Origin of the sequence: Fulvivirga sp., from assembly GCF_040218215.1 — a bacterium.
GTDB lineage: Bacteria > Bacteroidota > Bacteroidia > Cytophagales > Cyclobacteriaceae > Fulvivirga.
Window position 1 is genome coordinate 594,360 of record NZ_JAVJQL010000028.1, and the last position, 18,544, is coordinate 612,903.

Here is an 18,544-nt window from a genome sequence, read left to right on the forward strand (position 1 = left end):
AAAAAAGGGGCCTAGAGCCCCTTTTTTAATATTTTTTGGGATGAAATTAGAATGAGTATTTAATTCCTGCGCTAATTGAAACCCCTGGATTAAAACGTTGAAAGGTTTCATTTGGCGAGTCTTCAAAGCTTGAAAATGACCGCTCAAAAAACTGTTCCAATTTGTCATTGAGAATATTAGATACTCCACAATTAACCGTCCACTGCTGACTAGTACCAAATTTCTTATTCATATTGAAGTTTAAGCTATGAAATGGCTGGGAAAATACGTCAGGATCTAACCCTCCACCTACAATAACCAGTGTCTCGCCTTTTACATTATAAAATAATCCAGCATCAAAGCCTCTCTCGAAATCACTGTAGCCTATTCCCGCATTTACAATCCAAGGTGCCTGACCTGACATATTTCTTGTTTCATCAATTACTTCACCAGCCCTTGCATTTGTTCTTCTAATTGAAAGCTCTGACTCCTGCATATCAATAGTTGACTCTACAACGGTAACATTACCATTGACGCTCCAATTAGGGCTGATAAAATCCAGTGATTTTCTAAATTCAAACTCAACACCAAATAGTTGACCATCTCCAACATTACGTGGCTGATACTCCACATTGGTTCGTTGTTCGGGAATTCTGACCAATTCGATTGGATTTGCAAATGATTTATAAAAGGCTGAGAAAGAAACAATTTGTCCCCTCTTCATAAATAACTCCCATCGCAGGTCAATATTATCTATTAAGGTTTCAACTAAGTTGCCTTCCCAATTCCCAATTGCAAAAAGTCCACCATTAAAGATTCTATTAGATACTGGATCAAATATTTGAGCAAAAGAAAGCTCTTTAAATGAGGGCCTTGCTATAGTTCTGGAATATGACAGTCTTAGGTTCTGCTCCTCACTAAGGGCATATATAAGATTCGCAGATGGGAAGAAGTCCAAAGCATCCAGCACTTTGTCATTATCTAAAACATTTCCTAAGATACCATCAGCCTTTACCTCTGCTATAGCATCTTCTACACTCGCTCCTTGAGCAATTCTACTGCGTATATAACCTGCTGCCTGTTGATCTCTACCAGTATGTCTTTGAACAAAATTTTCGGCTCTTAAACCAACTATAGCTTTTAGTTTATCAGTCGGTGAAAATTCAGTGGAAGCATAAAATCCTGTATTGCTTGCATTTGCATTATATTCATTTGGGTTAGGATTACTGAAACCAGAAACCAAGAAAACATTGCCCGCTGGAAATACTGTCTCATCAGTCCATACTTCTGTACCATTTCCAGTCCAATCAAGTTGTTGACCATTTAAGAAATTCACGTTGAAGTCTACAATTCTATAATCTCTTTCTTTATAGGTATGACTTAAACCAAATTTAATTTTTGCATCTCTACCAAATATTTTTAGATCGTTGGTAATATCCACCTTTCCAACAATATTGATCTCGTCAAGTTCCCTCCATATTCTTGTTGGGTTTCCAGCAGCTCCTGCTGCAAAACGTAAGTTGTCATTTATTCTTGTGAAAGCAGTTTTTCTGACATCTGGATCATCTTGAGCAGATAAAGTTGTTGACCCTCTCCAATCAATGGTCCATTTATTACTCCCAAGGTGGTGCTCACCGTTAAGAAATATGTTTGTTATTTTTCTCTCATTATACTCCAGGTTTTCAGAAACCCCAGTATAACCTGATTTTCCTGTGGCAAGTTCGTCATCAACAAGTTCAAAGGCACCTGACCTACTCTGTCCATTTTGTAATCTCATGACAGTTAATCGGTATTTAGACAAATCTGTTTTGTAAGCTATTCCAGCTAAACCACCAAGCAAAACATTGTTTTCTGCTTGAAGCCCTTGTATTGTAAACGCTCTTTGAAAGTCCTCTTTTGAACGATCATTGAGGTCATTTTGATATTCACCATAAAAAGCGTCATCGTAAAACGTTGTATTATTTTTATAATTACCCGTTACCAGGTAACCTATGTTGTTTCCATTCCCAAGCTCAAACTGATTAGCCAGAGTCAAACCCAGGCTGTAATTCATAAAACTACTCTGCTGTGTCACCCCCATTGTTGGGCTAAATTGATTTAAAAAATTAGCCACTTCTTGATCACTTTGGGCATTAAGAGGTGTCGGAACACTATTCAAGTCAACATTTGATGGTAAATCACGCTCACCATTATCAAAACCTAACCAATCCGTGTTGCTGCCTTCGTAAGTTATATATTCATTGTTAAAGTGCATGGATGGGTTAAAATCAATACCAAAAGAAACATCAAATATCTTTTCCTCAGGAAAATCCTTTGTTTCAATATTGACTATACCTCCAGTAAAATCTGCGGGTAGTTCAGGTGTAAATGTTTTTAAAATCACCATGTTGTCGATCAGATTAGTAGGATATATGTCTATCTGAACACTATTTCTATCGGGATCTAATCCCGGTATGTCCATGCCATTTTGTGTTGTTTTGGTATATCTGTCTCCAAGTCCTCTCACATAGATGTACTTGCCACCTTCAACTGAAACTCCAGTAACCCGCTTAGCTGCAGCACCTGCATCACCATCACCAATCTTCCGAAAACTTGCGGCTGTAATTCCATCCATAACATTGGCAGATTTACGTTTTACGGTTTGCAAAGCTTCTTCTGTATTTCGAATGGCCTCAGCAGTAACAACTACTTCTGCCAGCTGCTCCACGTCCTCAGCCATTATTATTTGATCAATTATCGTTACTCCATCTGCTTTAACCTCAACACCGGTTACTGTAACAGCAGCGTAGGAAATAAATGAAGCTTGTATGCTGTATGTACCTGGGGCCGTCTTAATTTCAAATTTACCATCAAAGTCTGTCACCGCTCCAGTAGTTGTCCCCTGAATAAGTACTGTAACACCTATCATAGGCTCACCATTGCCCTTGTCTATAACGGTGCCTCTAATGGTCCCCTTTTGAGCAAAAGCAGATAATGCGGTGCCCATAAACACAAATAATAAAATAAACTTGTTCATATAATTTACGTCAAATTTTCTGCAAAGCTATTCATAGAGCGTAGAGGTGCTCAACATTCACTATTATTATAGTTTTAATATTTCAAAGCCAATATTGGCCTTTACATAATATTAAATTAATCCGAGAGCATATTGACAAGCGGTGTCGGTAGACAAAGGCTTCTTATACATTAAAAACCTGACTTAATCGTAAATTAACGATAGTTAACAATTACTTAATACAAAAAGAGAGGCTGCCATCAGGCAACCTCTCTTTTCATTGTCTTACGTGTTGTTATTACAGTCCTAATGCTTCCAAAGCACCAGAGTTTCCAGCCCAAGTCCAGGCAAAGTCAGCCGCAGTTGGTCCATGAGATTTAGATCCAACAGCTACACCAAAAGTAAGTACTGATTCCGCTCCAGTAAAGAAGCCTCCTGAATTGTCAGCTAAATCAGTTTCCCAGTTGCTTGTATTGCTGTTAGCGTTAGTTCCAACCCCACCGAAGCTATCAATTCTACCAGCCTCGATTCCGAAGAAGTATAAATTGTTAAGGCTAGCGTTTGTATTGCCATCCCAATCTACAATTGCATCAATATCAGCACCACCGTAAATTACACCTTCACTAAATATGTGGTCTTCGCCTCTTGTTACAGAACCTTCAGGGCCATCCAGTTCGAATGCTGAACCTGTGTTCGGAGTAACGATAATGAAATTTGTAACACTTCCATTGTAGTCCATATCAGTATCCATTGAATCATCAAATGAATTCCAAATTACCGCTCCATCAACAGAAACACTTCCACCGAAGAATTCAATACCATCATCAGCATTTGCTACTACTTCAACATTACTAATTGTAGTTCCTGCACCTACACCACCTAAAGTCAATCCATTGATCTCATTTCCAGAGCCTATGTTTGTTCCGCCATGTCTGATTGAGATGTACGATATAGTACCTGAATTATCATTTTCATCGTCTCCTCCATAGAGGCCATTCGGATCAGATGTAGGAATACCTTCTATTTGAAGTTCTGTCTGATTTTCCTCATCAGTAGTAAGGTTTTTACCAGTAATAGGTGCCTTACCTAATATTATAACCCCTCCCCAAAGACCTGATTGAGTCTCAGATGTAGTACTTGCATAATTACCAGCTGCAATATCTGCCGGATCAATAGGATCTAACGTAGAAGTAAAAATGATTGGGAGAGCTGCTGTACCATTGGCATTTAGTGTACCTCCCCTTGCTACCAAAAGAGCCGTTGCTGCTGCACCTTGTCCCTCATTACCCTTAACAACCGTACCAGCCTCAATGGTGAGTGTAATACCATCAGGAACTGTTACTCGCGTATCAAGTTGATAAATTTTATCAGCAGTCCATGTTGTGTTTTCCTCAATTTCACCTCTCACAATTACAATAGGAGTTTCTACAGGTTCCTCTGCTTCACCTACTGATAGTACATGAGTTACAACATCTGTATCACCATCAACGTCAGTGGCAGTAAATGTAAATACTATGTTAGTGTCTTCATCTTCTGCAACTGCAGTATAGGAGAATTCATAACTAGCAGTAGTAGATCCAGTTAAGTCAACTGTTTCGAGTGCTGCATCATCCTTGGTAATAACCAAACTCACAAGTCCATCTGCACCTTCTACAGTTGCACTTACAGGACCTAAAGTTCCTAAATTCTCTACAGTAGCTGTTGCAGGAATTCCTGAAATAGTAACGCCATTGTCAACAGCAGGATCATCATCGTCACTACAAGAGGAGATATAGAACATTACTCCGAATGCAGCTAATAAACTTAAAATCTTTTTCATCGCTTAAATTAGTTTTTAATTATATGCTTTTTAAAATGTGCCACAAATGTGGTAAGCAAATGTTAAGTCAAGCCCGTATTGATATTAAGCGTTTATTAACTATGTAAACAAAAGTTTAATCTAATGTTAAGCGCTGAGGTCTGCAAATAAAAAAAGGCCTTTATAAAAAGGCCTAAAAATCTGTTAATCAGCAATATATGTGCTTATTAATTAATTGTTAATTGGAATTTTATTCAAAATTGTAGCTACAATATCTTTAGTCTTAATATTGTCAGCTTCTGCCTCATAATTCAAAATAATCCTATGGTTCAGCACATCTGCAGCCACTTCCTTAATATCTTCTGGCAGCACATAATCACGTCCGTCAAAATAGGCAATGGCCTTTGAAGCCAAATTCAAATTAATTGATGCCCTTGGTGATACACCAAATTGAATATAATGCGCCTCGTCATTTAAACCATATGCTCTTGGATCACGTGTAGCATACACCAACTCGATAATGTATTTCTCTAAAGACTCAGAAATGGTAGTTTGATTTATCTCATTACGAATGTCAAAAATATCCTTCTTATCAAGAACTGTGTTAACTGTAAAGTCAAACGACATGTTAGAGATTCTGCGCATCACCTCCAGCTCCTGATCTTTGGTAGGGTAGTCAACATTTACTTTCATCATAAACCTATCCACCTGTGCTTCCGGTAAAGGATAAGTACCTTCCTGATCTACCGGATTCTGGGTAGCTAATACTAAGAAAGGCCTGTCAAGCTGAAATGTGGTCTCACCAATCGTTACCTGCTTCTCTTGCATGGCCTCTAACAAAGCAGACTGCACTTTGGCTGGAGAACGGTTAATCTCATCAGCCAAAATCATATTGGCGAATATTGGCCCCTTTTTAACTTCAAAATTAGCCTGCTTCTGATTGTAAATCATTGTACCAATCAAGTCGGCAGGAAGCAAGTCTGGTGTGAACTGTATTCTTTGAAAATCGAGGTGCAATACCTGAGCTAAGGTACTTACCGTTAATGTTTTTGCGATCCCCGGAACACCTTCAAGTAAAATATGGCTCTGCGTGAAAAGGCCGATTAACAAGCGGTTGATTAGTGCCTCCTGGCCTACCACAACCTTGCCCATCTCCTTGAAAACCTGCTGTATCTTCTCCTGATGATCTTTCTTTTTCTCTACGCTTACTGATTCTTCCATAGGTTTTATTCTTTCCAGTTAGTGCTTAACGAAATAAGCCCGATTTTGATTTACCTTTAATTAAAAAAACTGACGATTTTGATTTAAATCAAAATGTCAGGGTAAGCCTGACAAAAATGATCTTTCATTTTTCGTCTGGCTTAAAATTAGCGCAATATTAAAAAATATGGCTCAAATATTTGATAAACACAGATATACCTTTGGTAAGTGGTGTTTAAATACCTAAGATCAATAAGTCTTTGTTAAATTCACTTATGCGCAGATTTGTTATTGGCGATATCCATGGTGCAGGCAAGGCTCTAATCCAGTGCCTTGAAAGAAGTCAGTTTGATTTTAATAAGGATCAGTTGATAATGCTGGGTGATGTTTGCGATGGCTATCCTGAAACAAACCGAAGTATAGAGATACTGCTCAAGATCAAGAACCTGATTTTTCTACTTGGCAACCACGACTGGTGGGCACTACAATGGGCAAAAGGCCACGAACCAGATGCCGCCTGGCTACAATTTGGAGGACTTAACACTATCAAGTGCTATCCGCATGGTATGCCTTCCAGCCATGTTGCACTGCTTGAAAATGCTCCATACTACTATGAGCAAGACAACAAGTTGTTTGTACATGCAGGTATTGATCCAAACCTAAAAGTTGAAGAACAGGATAAGTATACCTTAATCTGGGACAGGCACTTTATCCAGGAGGCGATTGCTCAGCACATTAGAGATGAAAATATTTCGCTTACAGATTATGAAGAAATATTTGTAGGCCACACCCCAAGCCATAGAATGGGGCATTTTAAACCTGTGAAATTTTGTGAAGTATGGATGATGGACACCGGGGCAGGATGGGGGGAGTGCCTGTCTATGATGGATATTAATACAAAGGAAGTATATCAAAGTGATAGGGTTGAAACGCTTTATCCTCCGGGGTCTGGGAGGTAACTCTTTGTCATTGCGGAAATTTTCTTTTTACATTTTTCAAATAGAAAATTATCCGTAATCTCTTCTGAATATAATCTAGATACCGGATAAAATTGATTGTATTATAATTTACAATCAATTTTTCCGGCATGACGATGTTAATTAAACTCCAAAAGCCTTGCTTCCGGACTATTAATATAGCTCTGAATATAATGCTCTATTTCTACAGTAGGTTTGGAATTATTTACCAAAGACCTGGCATCTTCTATGTTAGATATTGATACTTCTTTATGGCAAAACCCGAAACCCAGGTAATTACCCGCCTCCACTAATATCAAAGAATGCTCATCCTCTTCCCGGCCTTCCCCAAGGATAACAAAAGACCTATCCTCATCATAAAATGATTTTATTAATCCTTCCACCCGCGCATTATAGTCTGACACCTCCTCTTTTCCACAGCATGCACCACGGCAGTAGCCTAAGGCAACATCATAACATTCATTATTCGCCTTTTGAATACCTGACAGTTTAGGGCATAATTCAAACTCTTTGACCTTGTTCATTAGGTAGTGAAAAGCATCCGTATGGCTATTGAACTGGATAAGACCCTTTAGCCCCTTTACCTGCTTGTTGACATTGAACCTGATATAGCCCTGCCGGTCTTCATACTTGTAAACACCCCACTGATTGGCAATGTATTTCTGTGAGCGATTATATTTTGGCCAAAGTCTTTTAATCTCCTGAGATTCTAATACCAGCGCTATCAATTCATTCCCAGTCAATTCATAATCAATATGATGGATTTCATTACGAATCGCCTGGTTTCTGTTATTCTTGGAAGTGCCAGAAAAATGACTGATGATCCTTTTCTTAATATTAATGGCCTTGCCAACGTAGATCACCTCACCTTGGGCATCTAAAAAATAATACACCCCCGGACTTTCAGGCAGTGCCAGAAACTCAGCCTTTGGCAGATTGGGCGGCAATATGGTCTCTTTTGAATTGTGTTTTAAAGCTGCCCTTACCGTATCTTCATCTTTTTCCAGCAATTGACGAAATAGTATAGCCGTTGCTTTAGCATCTCCGCCCGCTCTATGCCGATTATCAATTTGAATACCCAACGACTCGCACAAGTTACCGAGACTATAAGACCTATGGCCAGGAATAATCTGCCTGCTGAGCCGTACCGTGCAGAGTTTTTTATTGTTAAACATGTAGCCTTCTGACTCCAGTGCCCTTTTTACAAAAGAGTAGTCAAAGGATACGTTATGTGCTACAAAAATCTTATCTGAAAGGATATCGTTAATTTCTGCAGCTACATCAGCAAAAACAGGAGCGCCATCTACCATTTGCTGGGTGATGCCCGTCAGGCCTGTAATATAGCTTGGTACCAGCTGCTCAGGATTGATAAGCGTTTCATAGGTTTCGAGCTCCTTTTCACCATCATGAATAACAATAGCGATCTCTGTTATTTTGCTCTTACCGGCAAAACCTCCTGTTGTTTCGATATCTACAATGGCATACACTATACTAAGGTAGAGGAATAACCGATTTTATTCAACGGGATAAAGCGAGGATGAAAGAATTAAAAAAATAATTTTTCATCCAAAACGTATTGCATTTTTAAAAGGCTTACTTAAATTTGCACCCACTTGAAGGAAACGCCTTTGAGCAGGCATTGAAAAGCGAGAGTAGCTCAGCTGGTAGAGCGCAACCTTGCCAAGGTTGAGGTCGCGGGTTCGAACCCCGTCTCCCGCTCAAAAAAAAGAGCCACGTTAAGCGTGGCTTTATTTTTTGCGACTATCTACGGATAGTTAATGCCCGGGTGGTGCCAATGACGCGCTTTGCGGTCATGGTCGTGACATTCTTTGGAATCGTCACGAGAATTGGTATCATCAGGAGTAACGAGCTAAACTAGTAACAACTAGTTGATGCCCGGGTGGTGGAATTGGTAGACACGCAGGACTTAAAATCCTGTGACTATTGCGGTCGTGCGGGTTCAAGTCCCGCCCCGGGTACATAAAGCCCTGATAACATGAGTTGTCAGGGCTTTTTTGTTTCTAATTCCCGTATTCCAAATGTACTCAAGAGGCATTTGAAGAAAAAACCGCGGCTGCTTAAAATTTAGAAGGCTGCATCACTGCAACATGCGTTATCACAGGTTGCCGTCATGTTCTGCATGGTGGTATTATCACCTTTACCTAACTCCCCGCCATGCCATGCCATGTCAAGAACTGCGGGTATTGTCCTAAAATAAGTTATTCGTAAATATCCTTTCTGTGGCCAATCTTTCTTATCTCAACTATTTTAATGACATCTTCTATCAGGTAAATTACCCTATAGTCTCCTATTCTTATTCTCCATAAATTTTCGTTGCTGCCCTTTAATTTCTTGCTACCATCCGGGCGTGGGTCTAACTCTAACTGATCAATGGATGCGGCTAATTTTTTTATCATCACAGAAGGCAGTTTAAAAAGTTCCTTTTGCGCCTTCTTCTTAAACCTAATGTGGTACATTATAACTTACCTGCTGCTTTTAATTGCTTCTTCACATCTTCCCAACTGATTTCTTCATCGTCTTTTCTGCTTTCCGCAATAATCGCATCCAACAAATCTTCTACCTTGTTCTGATGCTTTTCAAGCTGATCTAAATCTATCTGTACAAAACGCTTATTATGGGTTTCGTCTTTTATAAATGTTATCCCTTTCATATTTGTTTGTTTTTCTAAAATTAACAGGAAAATAGTATTATTTGTGCCATATCTTCACTTCTAATTGTATTTTTAATACTATTTCCCATCAATAGTAAACAATTTGTCCTTCTTGCTTCGGTCTCATTTTGTACATTCATACCTCAAGTGAGGAAAATTAATAACATATTATCAGGCTTTATTTCAGGCCTCTTATAATATAAACTGCTTATCAAATATTAAAACCAAAGCTTCCTTTCCGTCATGTTTCGTATGGCACACTCGAGAGGCATTTGAAGAAAACACCGCAGCAGTTTAAAACTTAGAAGGCCACATCACTCCAACTTACGTTATCTTTTTTTCTTTTAAGTACTTACATATTTAGACATCTTGTTGTCTAAGTACCATAAATTAACCCTGGGGTGTTTCATGACCGTATTAGTTTTTAAAACTTCTTTAAGTTCAAAGGAAGATGTTAATCATATTGGAGCAGTATTAAATAGTCACCCTCAAGTTTTGACATGGAATGTAGATTTGGAGGATTGCGAGAATATTCTTCGGATTGAAACAAAGGACTGTGCTTCAATGGACGGAATTAGGGAAAGTGTTCAAATGTTGGGCTTTGACTGCGAAAATCTTGATCACTAGCCAATGAAGCGCATTAAGTTAGAAAGGGTAATCATTATAACCATTGCCATGACCATTATTGGTGGTTTACAATCCTGGTATGATCATGTCACAATAGGAAGTATGTTTTCATTGGGTGAAAGCGAAATTTATAAATTTCAAACTGCCTTGTTATTTAATTTAATTTCCGGTGCTTCAGGTGGTTTGGTTGCATCCATAACACTCAATTTTATTGATGATAAGTATCGAACTAAACCTTATTATCAGGGGCTCATCATCATTGTATCAATGTTTATGTTGGTTTGGGCTATTCGAAATACTATTGAAGCGTTTATCTTAATGGAAACAGAACCTGCCAAAGGTTTCGTTTTTGCTTTTGATGCTATCGACATGAGAAACATCATTTTTTGGATGACAATAGTATTGCTCTCCTATTTTTTCTTGCAAATGGAAAACAAGTTTGGGCCAGGTAAACTGACACAGATATTTTTTGGTAAGTATAATATTCCAAGGGAGGAAGAAAGGGTATTTATGTTTCTGGATTTAAAATCTTCTACCACCATAGCGGAAAATTTAGGAGGTATAAAGTATCACCTCTTTCTTAAGGAATTGTTTTCTGACATAACCACACCTATTTTAGAAACTGGTGGCGAAATATACCAGTATGTTGGTGATGAGGTTGTGTTATCCTGGCCTACAGAAGGGTCTGGGAATCTGAATTACATCAGGTGTTTTTTTGCCATTCAACAATTATTAAAGTCAGAAGAAAACAAATACCTTCAAAGATTTGGTGTTAAGCCATATTTTAAAGCAGGCGCTCACCACGGCACTGTTATAGCTGGTGAAATAGGTGTGGTTAAGCGGGATATTACTTACTCAGGAGATGTGCTCAATACCACGGCACGAATACAAAGCATGTGCAACGAATTACATAGTAGTTTCCTGATTTCAAATGATTTATTGGACCTGCATCCAATCCCTTATTCAGACTGGATAATTGAACGAAAAGGTGAAATCCAACTCAAAGGAAAAAGTGAGACCATTGAGTTGATGAGCATTTACAAATACTAATGCTGCTGTTTAAAAATAATTGTTTTAAAGTCTTTACATATTCCTGATTTCATTGTCCAAAAGGTCAAACTAATAAACCTCCTATGGACAACTTTATAATTATTAATTTACAGGCCATCATCGGCACGATCAGTATTATCCTTGGATTCAATTGGTGGATTAAACCTCGATTAGCTAACCTTTCCATTCATGATGCTCTACTACCGTTTGTGTTTCTGAATACTTTCCGATACCTCGGTTTACTCTTTATGACGAAGGAGCAATTTTATGATGGATTTCCAAGTGACTTTTTAACAACTGTTGGATTGTGGGATCTGGCCACAGCCATTCTTGCTATTATAACTTCCATTGCACTGAAAGGTAAATGGAAATTTGCCATTCCATTGGTTTGGGTATTCAACATCTTCGGATTTGCCGATTTAATTACTGCATTTCCTCAATTCTTTGGGTTAAAACTCTATGATCAAAACTTAGGCGTGATTTGGTTAACGTTTGTCACTTTTGGATTAGCAGCCTTCCTTAGCCATATCTATATATTCGGAAAGCTGATAAAAAATGCCAGATAAGATACAGCATTAAGAATATGAAAAGAATACTACCCTTCATTGCTATCCTAGGCATAGGAGCCTTTGCCGGCAATATGATTAATATAGGTCTAAGCTATTGCATACACTGGCAATCACTTGAGCCTACTATTTTTATGGAATCCTTTAAAGTGGATTTTCCACTTTTACTTGGACCTACAGCAGCTACATTAATACCTGCTTTTATTGCAACTATCTGGCTGATTTTTATAACGAAAGAAAATAAACCAGCCAGACGCTATTGGATATTTGCATTTGTCGCCTTATTGATAATAAATATCCAAACCGCAGCCTATCATTTACCCATGAACCTGGACTTTATGGAATTAAAATACAGTGCAACTGTAGCTACAAGTAAACTACGAGGCTGGGTGTTCTTCCATTGGGTTAGAATAGTGGCAGCTATTATCGCAGGAGTTTTCGGGATAAAGGCGCTCCAACAAACTCAATAGAAATAGTGTAAATTAGAAACAAAATATGAACCCGCTATCTTCTTCTTATCCTTCCGAAAAATCAGATGCAGAACTTATCAGCCGAACTTTGGAAGGCAGTAAAAAGGCTTTGAACCAATTAGTTGAAAGGCATCAACCGTATATTTATAACATTGCCTGGAAGATGGTTGGCAATCCAGAAGATGCTGCTGATTTAAGTCAGGAAGCACTTATCAAAATCATCTCTAACCTTGGTAAATTTAAATTTAAAAGCTCCTTTCGTACTTGGGCTTACAGAATCGTAGTAAATCACTTTCTGAATGAAAAGAAGAAGCGTCCTTCCATTTACCCCCCTACTTTTGAGGAGTTGGGACTTGCATTGGATGCCGCTCCAAGTATTGAGCTAAGTGCTGACGAAAAGGAAGATAAAAATGAAGAAATTCGTGAAGTGCGTTTAAATTGTTTGTCTGGCATGTTGCTCTGTTTAAACAAAGAACAACGCCTTATTTATATAATAGGGGATATATTTGGAGCGGATCACAACATTGGGTCCGAAATAATGGAAATAAGCCAAGCTAACTTTAGAATGAAGTTAAGTAAGGCACGGAAAGACCTTTATAATTTCATGCAAAATAAATGTGGATTGGTAGATAAAAGCAATCCGTGCAGATGTCACAAAAAAGTGACAGTGGCACTCGATATGGGAATGATTAAGGCGAAAGATTTGCTCTACAACAAAAAGGAATACTCTACTTTCAGAGATGAGATAGAGCCAGATGCTCACTACTTAGTGGATGACTCGGAGATGAAATATGCAGAGCTACACCGTGAACATAGTTTCAAAACTAATTTTGAGAAAAAAAACTTCCTGAGCAAGATACTTGACGATGCCAATTGGAAAAGCAGGTTGAACCTAAACTAGGAGTTGCCGTTATCAGGCAAAATATTAAAAGCCAGAGGGCTCAAAATATAACACTTGAGCCTGCTATTTCTTTAAGGTAAAACAACCGCTCACTCCTCAGCCAGAGCCACAATATCTTCCAGAGCTGGATAACCCTGATACCTACCAATTGCCCCCGAGTGACATTTTAAGTATTTTCGCATCTTAATTACAATTTGAAAAATGCTAACACTCCTTTCTCCTGCCAAATCATTCGACTTTGAAACTCCCGCTCACACTACTCTGTCTTCACAGCCTGACTTCGGTGTTGAGTCAGCCCGACTGATCAAAAAAGCAGGCACTTTCTCCAAGAAAAAACTGGGTGAGCTTATGAGTATTAGTGATGAACTAGCAGCACTTAATGTAGCCAGATATCAGCAATGGTCTCCTGATCCTTCTCCTGATGCTACCAAACAGGCCGTTCTTACTTTTAATGGTGAAGTATACCGCGGACTTAGTGCAACCGAAATGGATGACCAAGATTTACAATTTGCTCAAAAACATTTGAGAATTCTGTCAGGGTTATATGGTGTCCTTCGTCCTCTTGATATGATACAGCCCTATCGACTGGAAATGGGAACTAAACTCAAATATTATAGCTATAAAAACCTTTATGAATTTTGGGGAGATAAAATTACAAAGAAACTCAATAATGATCTTGATGGCACCAAATGGGTAGTCAACCTGGCCTCAACAGAGTATTATAAATCTGTGAAGGAGTCTAAGTTAAAGGCAACAGTGATCACACCTATTTTTAAGGACTTTAGCAATGGCGAGTATAAAGTACTAATGACCTATGCTAAGAATGCCAGAGGTGTCATGGCCAAGTTCATTATCAAAAGTCAAATTACTGATCCTGAACTATTAAAGGGATTTAATGAAAATGGCTATGTCTTTGATGCTGCTCAATCTGAAGGCAATAACTGGGTATTTGCTAGAGGTTGATTGACTTTTAAACCCAATCACTCCTCCGCCAAAGCCACAATATCTTCTGGAGATGGGTAAAGGTCCTTAATCTTGGCTTTGTACTCTTTGGTGAATCTGGATTTGAACAGGACATATTTTTTGGTCTTAATCAAATGTCCGCCCATTCCTTGTTTTACCGCCAGGGCATCAGCCTTTCTTTCAGACCTCTTTAAAAATGAAGTGCTTGTTAAGTATTTGAAACCAAAACCAATCATATTGAAAGCGGTGCGCTCTTTGTAGTCCATAATATGACCCAACTCATGGGCAAACCAGCCCACCAATATTTCTTTTGGCAATTGGTTCACAATCATGGTGGTGTCCTTCATAGACAAATTTTTACTGATCAGCACTTTATAATGGCGTTTCTCCTTTTTGGCAAAAAAGGTCCTGATTTTGGGCTGAGCCTGCATTACGCAGTTCTTAAGTTTCCTTTTGTATACAAAATCGATACTGTAATCATCAAGCTCTGGGAAGAAGCTCAGTGCCTGAGTAATCTCTTCAGAAAGTTCCTGGGGGATAGATTTATTAGACAAGTTTTGAGCATTGGCATTAGCCAAGAGCAAAATCATCAATATAACCGAGCTGAAGAAAGCTTTAAATTTTACCAAACTATAGACTGTTTTTTTGAGGGTATATCCGCACAATATACTAATTAGTAACCAGAAAACAGCGTATTAATAAACAATCAGGCCGCTTCTTGCTTCATTTGTGCTGCCAACTCCTTGGCCTCAGCCTTATTTTTGGAATATTTGATATGCTTCGGCACTCCACGAAGATCCCAGATCAGCCCAAGCCAGCTCAACACTTTCAGCCCGTAATAGGTAATGTCAATTTCCCACCAGAAGAACCCTTGTCTTGCCGCCACCTCATAATAATGGTGGTTGTTATGCCATCCTTCACCTAAGGTCAATAGTGCTAACCAAAGGCTGTTTTTAGACTCATCCCCAGACTCATAACGCTGCTTACCAAACTTGTGCATGATGGAGTTGATGGTAAACGTGCCATGATAGGTAAGCACCGTACTTAAAAAGAATCCTATAAACAAAGTAGACAGCCCTGCGCTAGTAAAAAACATTAGAATGCTACCTCCATTTACATAGGCACCAAGAGCAGTAACTAAAATTGCCAGAACAGTTGGCGGCACAAGGTAATGCTTATTTAGCCATACCAACTCAGGATATTTGGCATAGTCACCAATGGTTTTAAAATCTGTTTCTTTAAAATCAGGTCCGATAATCCAACCCACATGAGAATACCAAAAACCATAAAGCTTCATAGAATGCGGATCTTTTGGTGTATCGCTATGTCTATGATGGTGCCTGTGATGCGCTGCCCACCAAAGCACCCCTTTTTGTGCCGAAGTCATGGCAAAGAAGGCAATCCAAAATTGAAAGAACCTTGAAGTTTTATAAGATTTATGCGCAAAGTATCGGTGATAACCACCTGTAATCCAGAACATTCTGAAAAAATATAGCGCTGCGCATACTAGCCAGTCAAACAAGGTTGCCCCTGTCCAAATCGCCAATAATGGGATTAGATGTACAATGGTAAAAGCTATCTCTTGTTTTAAGATTGGCTTGCGTCTTTTTTCTAATACAACTGATTCGGACATGCCGTAGATTTTTATTTACAGTGCAAAGTTAACAATTATCACTTTGGAATGAACAAACAGATTATTTCGATTTCTTGTTCAGTATTCCTTTTATTTCATTGAGTTTTAATAACGCCTCAACAGGGGAAATGGTATTGATATCCAGCAGCTCCATCATAGCCATTACCTCTTTAAATCTAGGGTCAGCCTCAAAAAGATTCATCTGATAATTGGCCTTTGGCACTTCCTGCAATTTTTTTCCGGTATCGTTCTTATGCTTGTCTTTTTCCAGGAAGTGCATGATCTCGTTGGCCCTTATCACTACCTTATTAGGCATACCTGCCAATTGCGCTACATGAATACCAAAACTATGCTCGCTGCCTCCTTCTTTCAGCTTCCGCATGAAAATGATTTTGTCACCCACCTCCTTTACGGAAACATTAAAATTCTTAATTCTCACAAAATCTTCTGAGAGCTGATTAAGCTCATGGTAGTGGGTGGCAAACAACGTTTTTGCTTTAAAATCCTGATGGTTATGAAGATACTCTACGATAGACCAAGCTATAGAAACTCCATCATATGTGCTGGTACCTCGGCCTATCTCATCCATCAAAATCAGGCTGCGATCACTCAGATTATTTAAGATACTGGCTGTTTCAATCATCTCCACCATAAAAGTTGACTCGCCACGGGACAAATTATCTGAGGCGCCTACTCTGGTAAAAACTTTGTCAACGATGCCAATCTCTGCTGAAACGGCTGGCACAAATGAACCCATCTGGGCCATCAACACTATAAGTGCTGTTTGTCTTAACAATGCAGACTTACCCGCCATATTCGGCCCGGTAATAATCATAATCTGCTGACTATTATTGTCAAGAAAGACATCATTGGGCACATAAGATTCACCAACAGGAAGTTGCTGCTCTATGACCGGATGTCGACCTTCTTTTATGTCAATTTCAGTCGTATCATTTACTTCAGGCTTGATATAATTGTTGTTTCTGGCAATTAATCCAAAAGATGAGAGGCAGTCAATAGCACCAATAACCCTGGCATTTTGCTGTATCTGAGTTACATAATCAGCAGCTGTAGTCACTAATGCTTGAAACAGTCGCTGCTCAATTACAAAGAGTTTGTCTTCAGCATTTAGAATTTTCTCTTCATAGACTTTAAGCTCTTCGGTAATGTACCTTTCTGCATTGACCAAAGTCTGCTTACGAATCCATTCTGCTGGTACTTTATCCTTATGGGCATTGCTCACTTCAAGGTAATAGCCGAATACTTTGTTGTATGCGATTTTTAGAGAAGTGATTCCAGTTCGCTCAATTTCGCGCTTTTGAGCCTTTAATAGATAATCTTTACCCGAGTAAGCGATTTGTCTTAGCTCATCCAACTCCTCATCGATGCCATCATTGATCAGATTTCCCTGATTGGATAAAAGAGGCACATCTTCCTTAAGCTCCTTTTCTATTTTCTCCAGCAGGAATTCACAAAGATTGATCTGGTCGCCCATCTTCTTGATTTCAGGAAGTGGGTGGTTTATCAAAGCTTGATGAATAGGCTGTGTTATTTTCAGTGCCTTCTTGAGCTGATTCATTTCCCGCGGGTTGATTCTACCCACAGCTACTTTAGATATCAGCCTTTCAAGGTCTCCTATTTGTTTTAAATAACCCCTGATCTCCTCCAGCATGTCTTCATTTTCATGAAAAGCTGACACAATTTTATGGCGCTCCTTTATTGCGTTTGCATCCTTCAAGGGCAGTACCATCCACTTTTTCAGCATTCTTGAACCCATCGGGGTTTCGGTCTTATCCAGCACCTGGATCAACGGCACACCACCATCATTCTGGGGATAAATGAGCTCGAGGTTTCGAATCGTAAACTTGTCCAGCCAAACATATTTTTCTTCATCGATTCTGGAAATGGCCGAAATGTGATCCGTTTCCCGATGCTCCGTCTCTTCCAGATAGTGAAGGATGGCTCCCGCAGCTATTATGGCTTCACCCATCTCTTCGATACCAAAACCCTTCAAAGATGAAGTTTTGAAATGGTCGGTTAGCTTATCATATCCATAGTCAAAGCTGTAAACCCATTCATCTATAGAAAAAAGATTATACTCATCATGAAAAAGTTGCTCCGCCAGACCTCTGTCAGACTTGCTATAAATTACCTCAGAAGGATTAAAGCCCTGAAACAATTTTGAAATATAGTCTTCCTTCCCTCTGGCAGCCATGAATTCACCAGTGGAAACATCTAAAAAGGCTACACCAATTTTATCACCTCCCCAATGGATGGAGGCTAAATAGTTATTAGACCGCTTCTCTAAAACATTATCATTAAAAGAAAGTCCGGGAGTAACCAGTTCAGTAACACCACGCTTAACAATACCCTTGACCGATTTTGGATCTTCCAGCTGATCACAAATGGCCACACGATTACCGGCTCTTACAAGTTTTGGTAAATAAGTATCCAAAGAATGATGAGGAAATCCGGCCAACTCAATATGGGAGGCAGAACCATTGGCTCTTTTTGTGAGTACAATGTCCAGCACCTTGCTCGCCCTGATAGCATCCTCACCAAAAGTTTCGTAAAAATCACCTACCCTGAAAAGCAGCAGTGCGCCCGGATACTTTGCCTTAATGGCATTGTATTGTTTCATTAATGGAGTCTCTTTTGCGTCTTTTGTTTTGGCCATTGGGTGGTACTTTTTGCAGCTTACAAAGATTCAATAT

Annotated in this window: 16 protein-coding genes and 2 tRNA genes; 9 read left to right on the forward strand and 9 right to left on the reverse strand. The window is 39.1% G+C overall.

What is annotated here, in order from left to right; genetic code table 11:
• Positions 1-46: 46 nt before the first annotated feature.
• The 3 genes from RIB54_RS20935 to RIB54_RS20945 form a co-directional block, all read right to left on the reverse strand.
• A complete protein-coding gene (locus RIB54_RS20935; RefSeq protein ID WP_350102821.1) occupies positions 47-2,995 on the reverse strand; it encodes a TonB-dependent receptor in 2,949 nt (982 codons plus the stop codon).
• Positions 2,996-3,272: 277 nt separating this feature from the next.
• Positions 3,273-4,793: a beta-helix domain-containing protein gene (locus RIB54_RS20940; RefSeq protein WP_350102822.1), complete on the reverse strand. Its 1,521-nt coding sequence runs from the start codon at positions 4,791-4,793 to the stop codon at positions 3,273-3,275.
• 210 nt (positions 4,794-5,003) lie between these two features.
• Positions 5,004-5,993: an AAA family ATPase gene (locus tag RIB54_RS20945; protein WP_350102824.1), complete on the reverse strand. Its 990-nt coding sequence runs from the start codon at positions 5,991-5,993 to the stop codon at positions 5,004-5,006.
• 254 nt (positions 5,994-6,247) lie between these two features.
• Between RIB54_RS20945 and RIB54_RS20950 the strand changes: the two genes are divergently transcribed.
• On the forward strand, positions 6,248-6,931 hold the full coding sequence (locus RIB54_RS20950) for a metallophosphoesterase (protein WP_350102825.1): 684 nt from the start codon (positions 6,248-6,250) through the stop codon (positions 6,929-6,931).
• 137 nt (positions 6,932-7,068) lie between these two features.
• Here the strand turns inward: RIB54_RS20950 and RIB54_RS20955 are convergent, their stop codons facing one another.
• Positions 7,069-8,436, reverse strand: a complete 1,368-nt coding sequence (locus tag RIB54_RS20955) for an exonuclease domain-containing protein (RefSeq protein WP_350102826.1) — start codon at positions 8,434-8,436, stop codon at positions 7,069-7,071.
• Between the two features lie 159 nt (positions 8,437-8,595).
• Between RIB54_RS20955 and RIB54_RS20960 the strand changes: the two genes are divergently transcribed.
• A tRNA-Gly gene (locus RIB54_RS20960) sits at positions 8,596-8,668 on the forward strand.
• A 175-nt stretch (positions 8,669-8,843) separates the two neighbouring features.
• A tRNA-Leu gene (locus RIB54_RS20965) sits at positions 8,844-8,928 on the forward strand.
• Between the two features lie 240 nt (positions 8,929-9,168).
• Here the strand turns inward: RIB54_RS20965 and RIB54_RS20970 are convergent.
• Both RIB54_RS20970 and RIB54_RS20975 read right to left on the reverse strand, forming a co-directional pair.
• A complete protein-coding gene (locus RIB54_RS20970) occupies positions 9,169-9,426 on the reverse strand; it encodes a type II toxin-antitoxin system RelE family toxin (RefSeq protein WP_350102828.1) in 258 nt (85 codons plus the stop codon).
• Entirely contained in the window at positions 9,426-9,620 is a 195-nt protein-coding gene (locus tag RIB54_RS20975; RefSeq protein ID WP_350102829.1) for a hypothetical protein, read from the reverse strand. Before RIB54_RS20975 ends, RIB54_RS20970 begins: the two co-directional genes overlap by 1 nt.
• Positions 9,621-10,028: 408 nt before the next feature.
• Here RIB54_RS20975 and RIB54_RS20980 point away from each other — a divergent pair, with 408 nt between their 5' ends.
• The 6 genes from RIB54_RS20980 (at position 10,029) to yaaA (ending at position 14,197) form a co-directional block, all read left to right on the forward strand.
• On the forward strand, positions 10,029-10,247 hold the full coding sequence (locus tag RIB54_RS20980; protein WP_350102831.1) for a hypothetical protein: 219 nt from the start codon (positions 10,029-10,031) through the stop codon (positions 10,245-10,247).
• Positions 10,248-10,250: 3 nt separating this feature from the next.
• Positions 10,251-11,297, forward strand: a complete 1,047-nt coding sequence (locus RIB54_RS20985) for an adenylate/guanylate cyclase domain-containing protein (RefSeq protein WP_350102832.1) — start codon at positions 10,251-10,253, stop codon at positions 11,295-11,297.
• An 83-nt stretch (positions 11,298-11,380) separates the two neighbouring features.
• A complete protein-coding gene (locus RIB54_RS20990; RefSeq protein WP_350102834.1) occupies positions 11,381-11,863 on the forward strand; it encodes a DUF8737 domain-containing protein in 483 nt (160 codons plus the stop codon).
• Between the two features lie 17 nt (positions 11,864-11,880).
• Positions 11,881-12,333, forward strand: coding sequence for an anthrone oxygenase family protein (locus RIB54_RS20995; RefSeq protein ID WP_350102835.1), 453 nt, complete (start codon positions 11,881-11,883; stop codon positions 12,331-12,333).
• Positions 12,334-12,358: 25 nt separating this feature from the next.
• The gene (locus RIB54_RS21000; protein ID WP_350102836.1) at positions 12,359-13,234 is read left to right on the forward strand and encodes an RNA polymerase sigma factor; all 876 of its coding nucleotides are present in this window, start codon (positions 12,359-12,361) and stop codon (positions 13,232-13,234) included.
• Between the two features lie 201 nt (positions 13,235-13,435).
• A complete protein-coding gene (yaaA, locus tag RIB54_RS21005) occupies positions 13,436-14,197 on the forward strand; it encodes a peroxide stress protein YaaA (protein ID WP_350102838.1) in 762 nt (253 codons plus the stop codon).
• 17 nt (positions 14,198-14,214) lie between these two features.
• Here the strand turns inward: yaaA and RIB54_RS21010 are convergent, their stop codons facing one another.
• The 3 genes from RIB54_RS21010 to mutS form a co-directional block, all read right to left on the reverse strand.
• Positions 14,215-14,787 (reverse strand): hypothetical protein, encoded by a 573-nt coding sequence (locus RIB54_RS21010; protein WP_350102839.1) that lies wholly within the window; start codon positions 14,785-14,787, stop codon positions 14,215-14,217.
• 116 nt (positions 14,788-14,903) lie between these two features.
• Positions 14,904-15,830, reverse strand: a complete 927-nt coding sequence (locus RIB54_RS21015; RefSeq protein ID WP_350102841.1) for an acyl-CoA desaturase — start codon at positions 15,828-15,830, stop codon at positions 14,904-14,906.
• 61 nt (positions 15,831-15,891) lie between these two features.
• Positions 15,892-18,507, reverse strand: a complete 2,616-nt coding sequence (gene mutS, locus RIB54_RS21020) for a DNA mismatch repair protein MutS (protein ID WP_350102843.1) — start codon at positions 18,505-18,507, stop codon at positions 15,892-15,894.
• Between the last annotated feature and the right edge of the window lie 37 nt (positions 18,508-18,544).

Coding starts and splice junctions, on each gene's coding strand:
- RIB54_RS20935 (WP_350102821.1), bottom strand. CDS start 2,995: ATGAACAAGTTTATTTTATTATTTGTGTTTATGGGCACCGCATTATCT.
- RIB54_RS20940 (WP_350102822.1), bottom strand. CDS start 4,793: ATGAAAAAGATTTTAAGTTTATTAGCTGCATTCGGAGTAATGTTCTAT.
- RIB54_RS20945 (WP_350102824.1), bottom strand. CDS start 5,993: ATGGAAGAATCAGTAAGCGTAGAGAAAAAGAAAGATCATCAGGAGAAG.
- RIB54_RS20950 (WP_350102825.1), top strand. CDS start 6,248: ATGCGCAGATTTGTTATTGGCGATATCCATGGTGCAGGCAAGGCTCTA.
- RIB54_RS20970 (WP_350102828.1), bottom strand. CDS start 9,426: ATGTACCACATTAGGTTTAAGAAGAAGGCGCAAAAGGAACTTTTTAAA.
- RIB54_RS20975 (WP_350102829.1), bottom strand. CDS start 9,620: ATGAAAGGGATAACATTTATAAAAGACGAAACCCATAATAAGCGTTTT.
- RIB54_RS20980 (WP_350102831.1), top strand. CDS start 10,029: ATGACCGTATTAGTTTTTAAAACTTCTTTAAGTTCAAAGGAAGATGTT.
- RIB54_RS20985 (WP_350102832.1), top strand. CDS start 10,251: ATGAAGCGCATTAAGTTAGAAAGGGTAATCATTATAACCATTGCCATG.
- RIB54_RS20990 (WP_350102834.1), top strand. CDS start 11,381: ATGGACAACTTTATAATTATTAATTTACAGGCCATCATCGGCACGATC.
- RIB54_RS20995 (WP_350102835.1), top strand. CDS start 11,881: ATGAAAAGAATACTACCCTTCATTGCTATCCTAGGCATAGGAGCCTTT.
- RIB54_RS21000 (WP_350102836.1), top strand. CDS start 12,359: ATGAACCCGCTATCTTCTTCTTATCCTTCCGAAAAATCAGATGCAGAA.
- yaaA (WP_350102838.1), top strand. CDS start 13,436: ATGCTAACACTCCTTTCTCCTGCCAAATCATTCGACTTTGAAACTCCC.
- RIB54_RS21010 (WP_350102839.1), bottom strand. CDS start 14,787: ATGATTTTGCTCTTGGCTAATGCCAATGCTCAAAACTTGTCTAATAAA.
- RIB54_RS21015 (WP_350102841.1), bottom strand. CDS start 15,830: ATGTCCGAATCAGTTGTATTAGAAAAAAGACGCAAGCCAATCTTAAAA.
- mutS (WP_350102843.1), bottom strand. CDS start 18,507: ATGGCCAAAACAAAAGACGCAAAAGAGACTCCATTAATGAAACAATAC.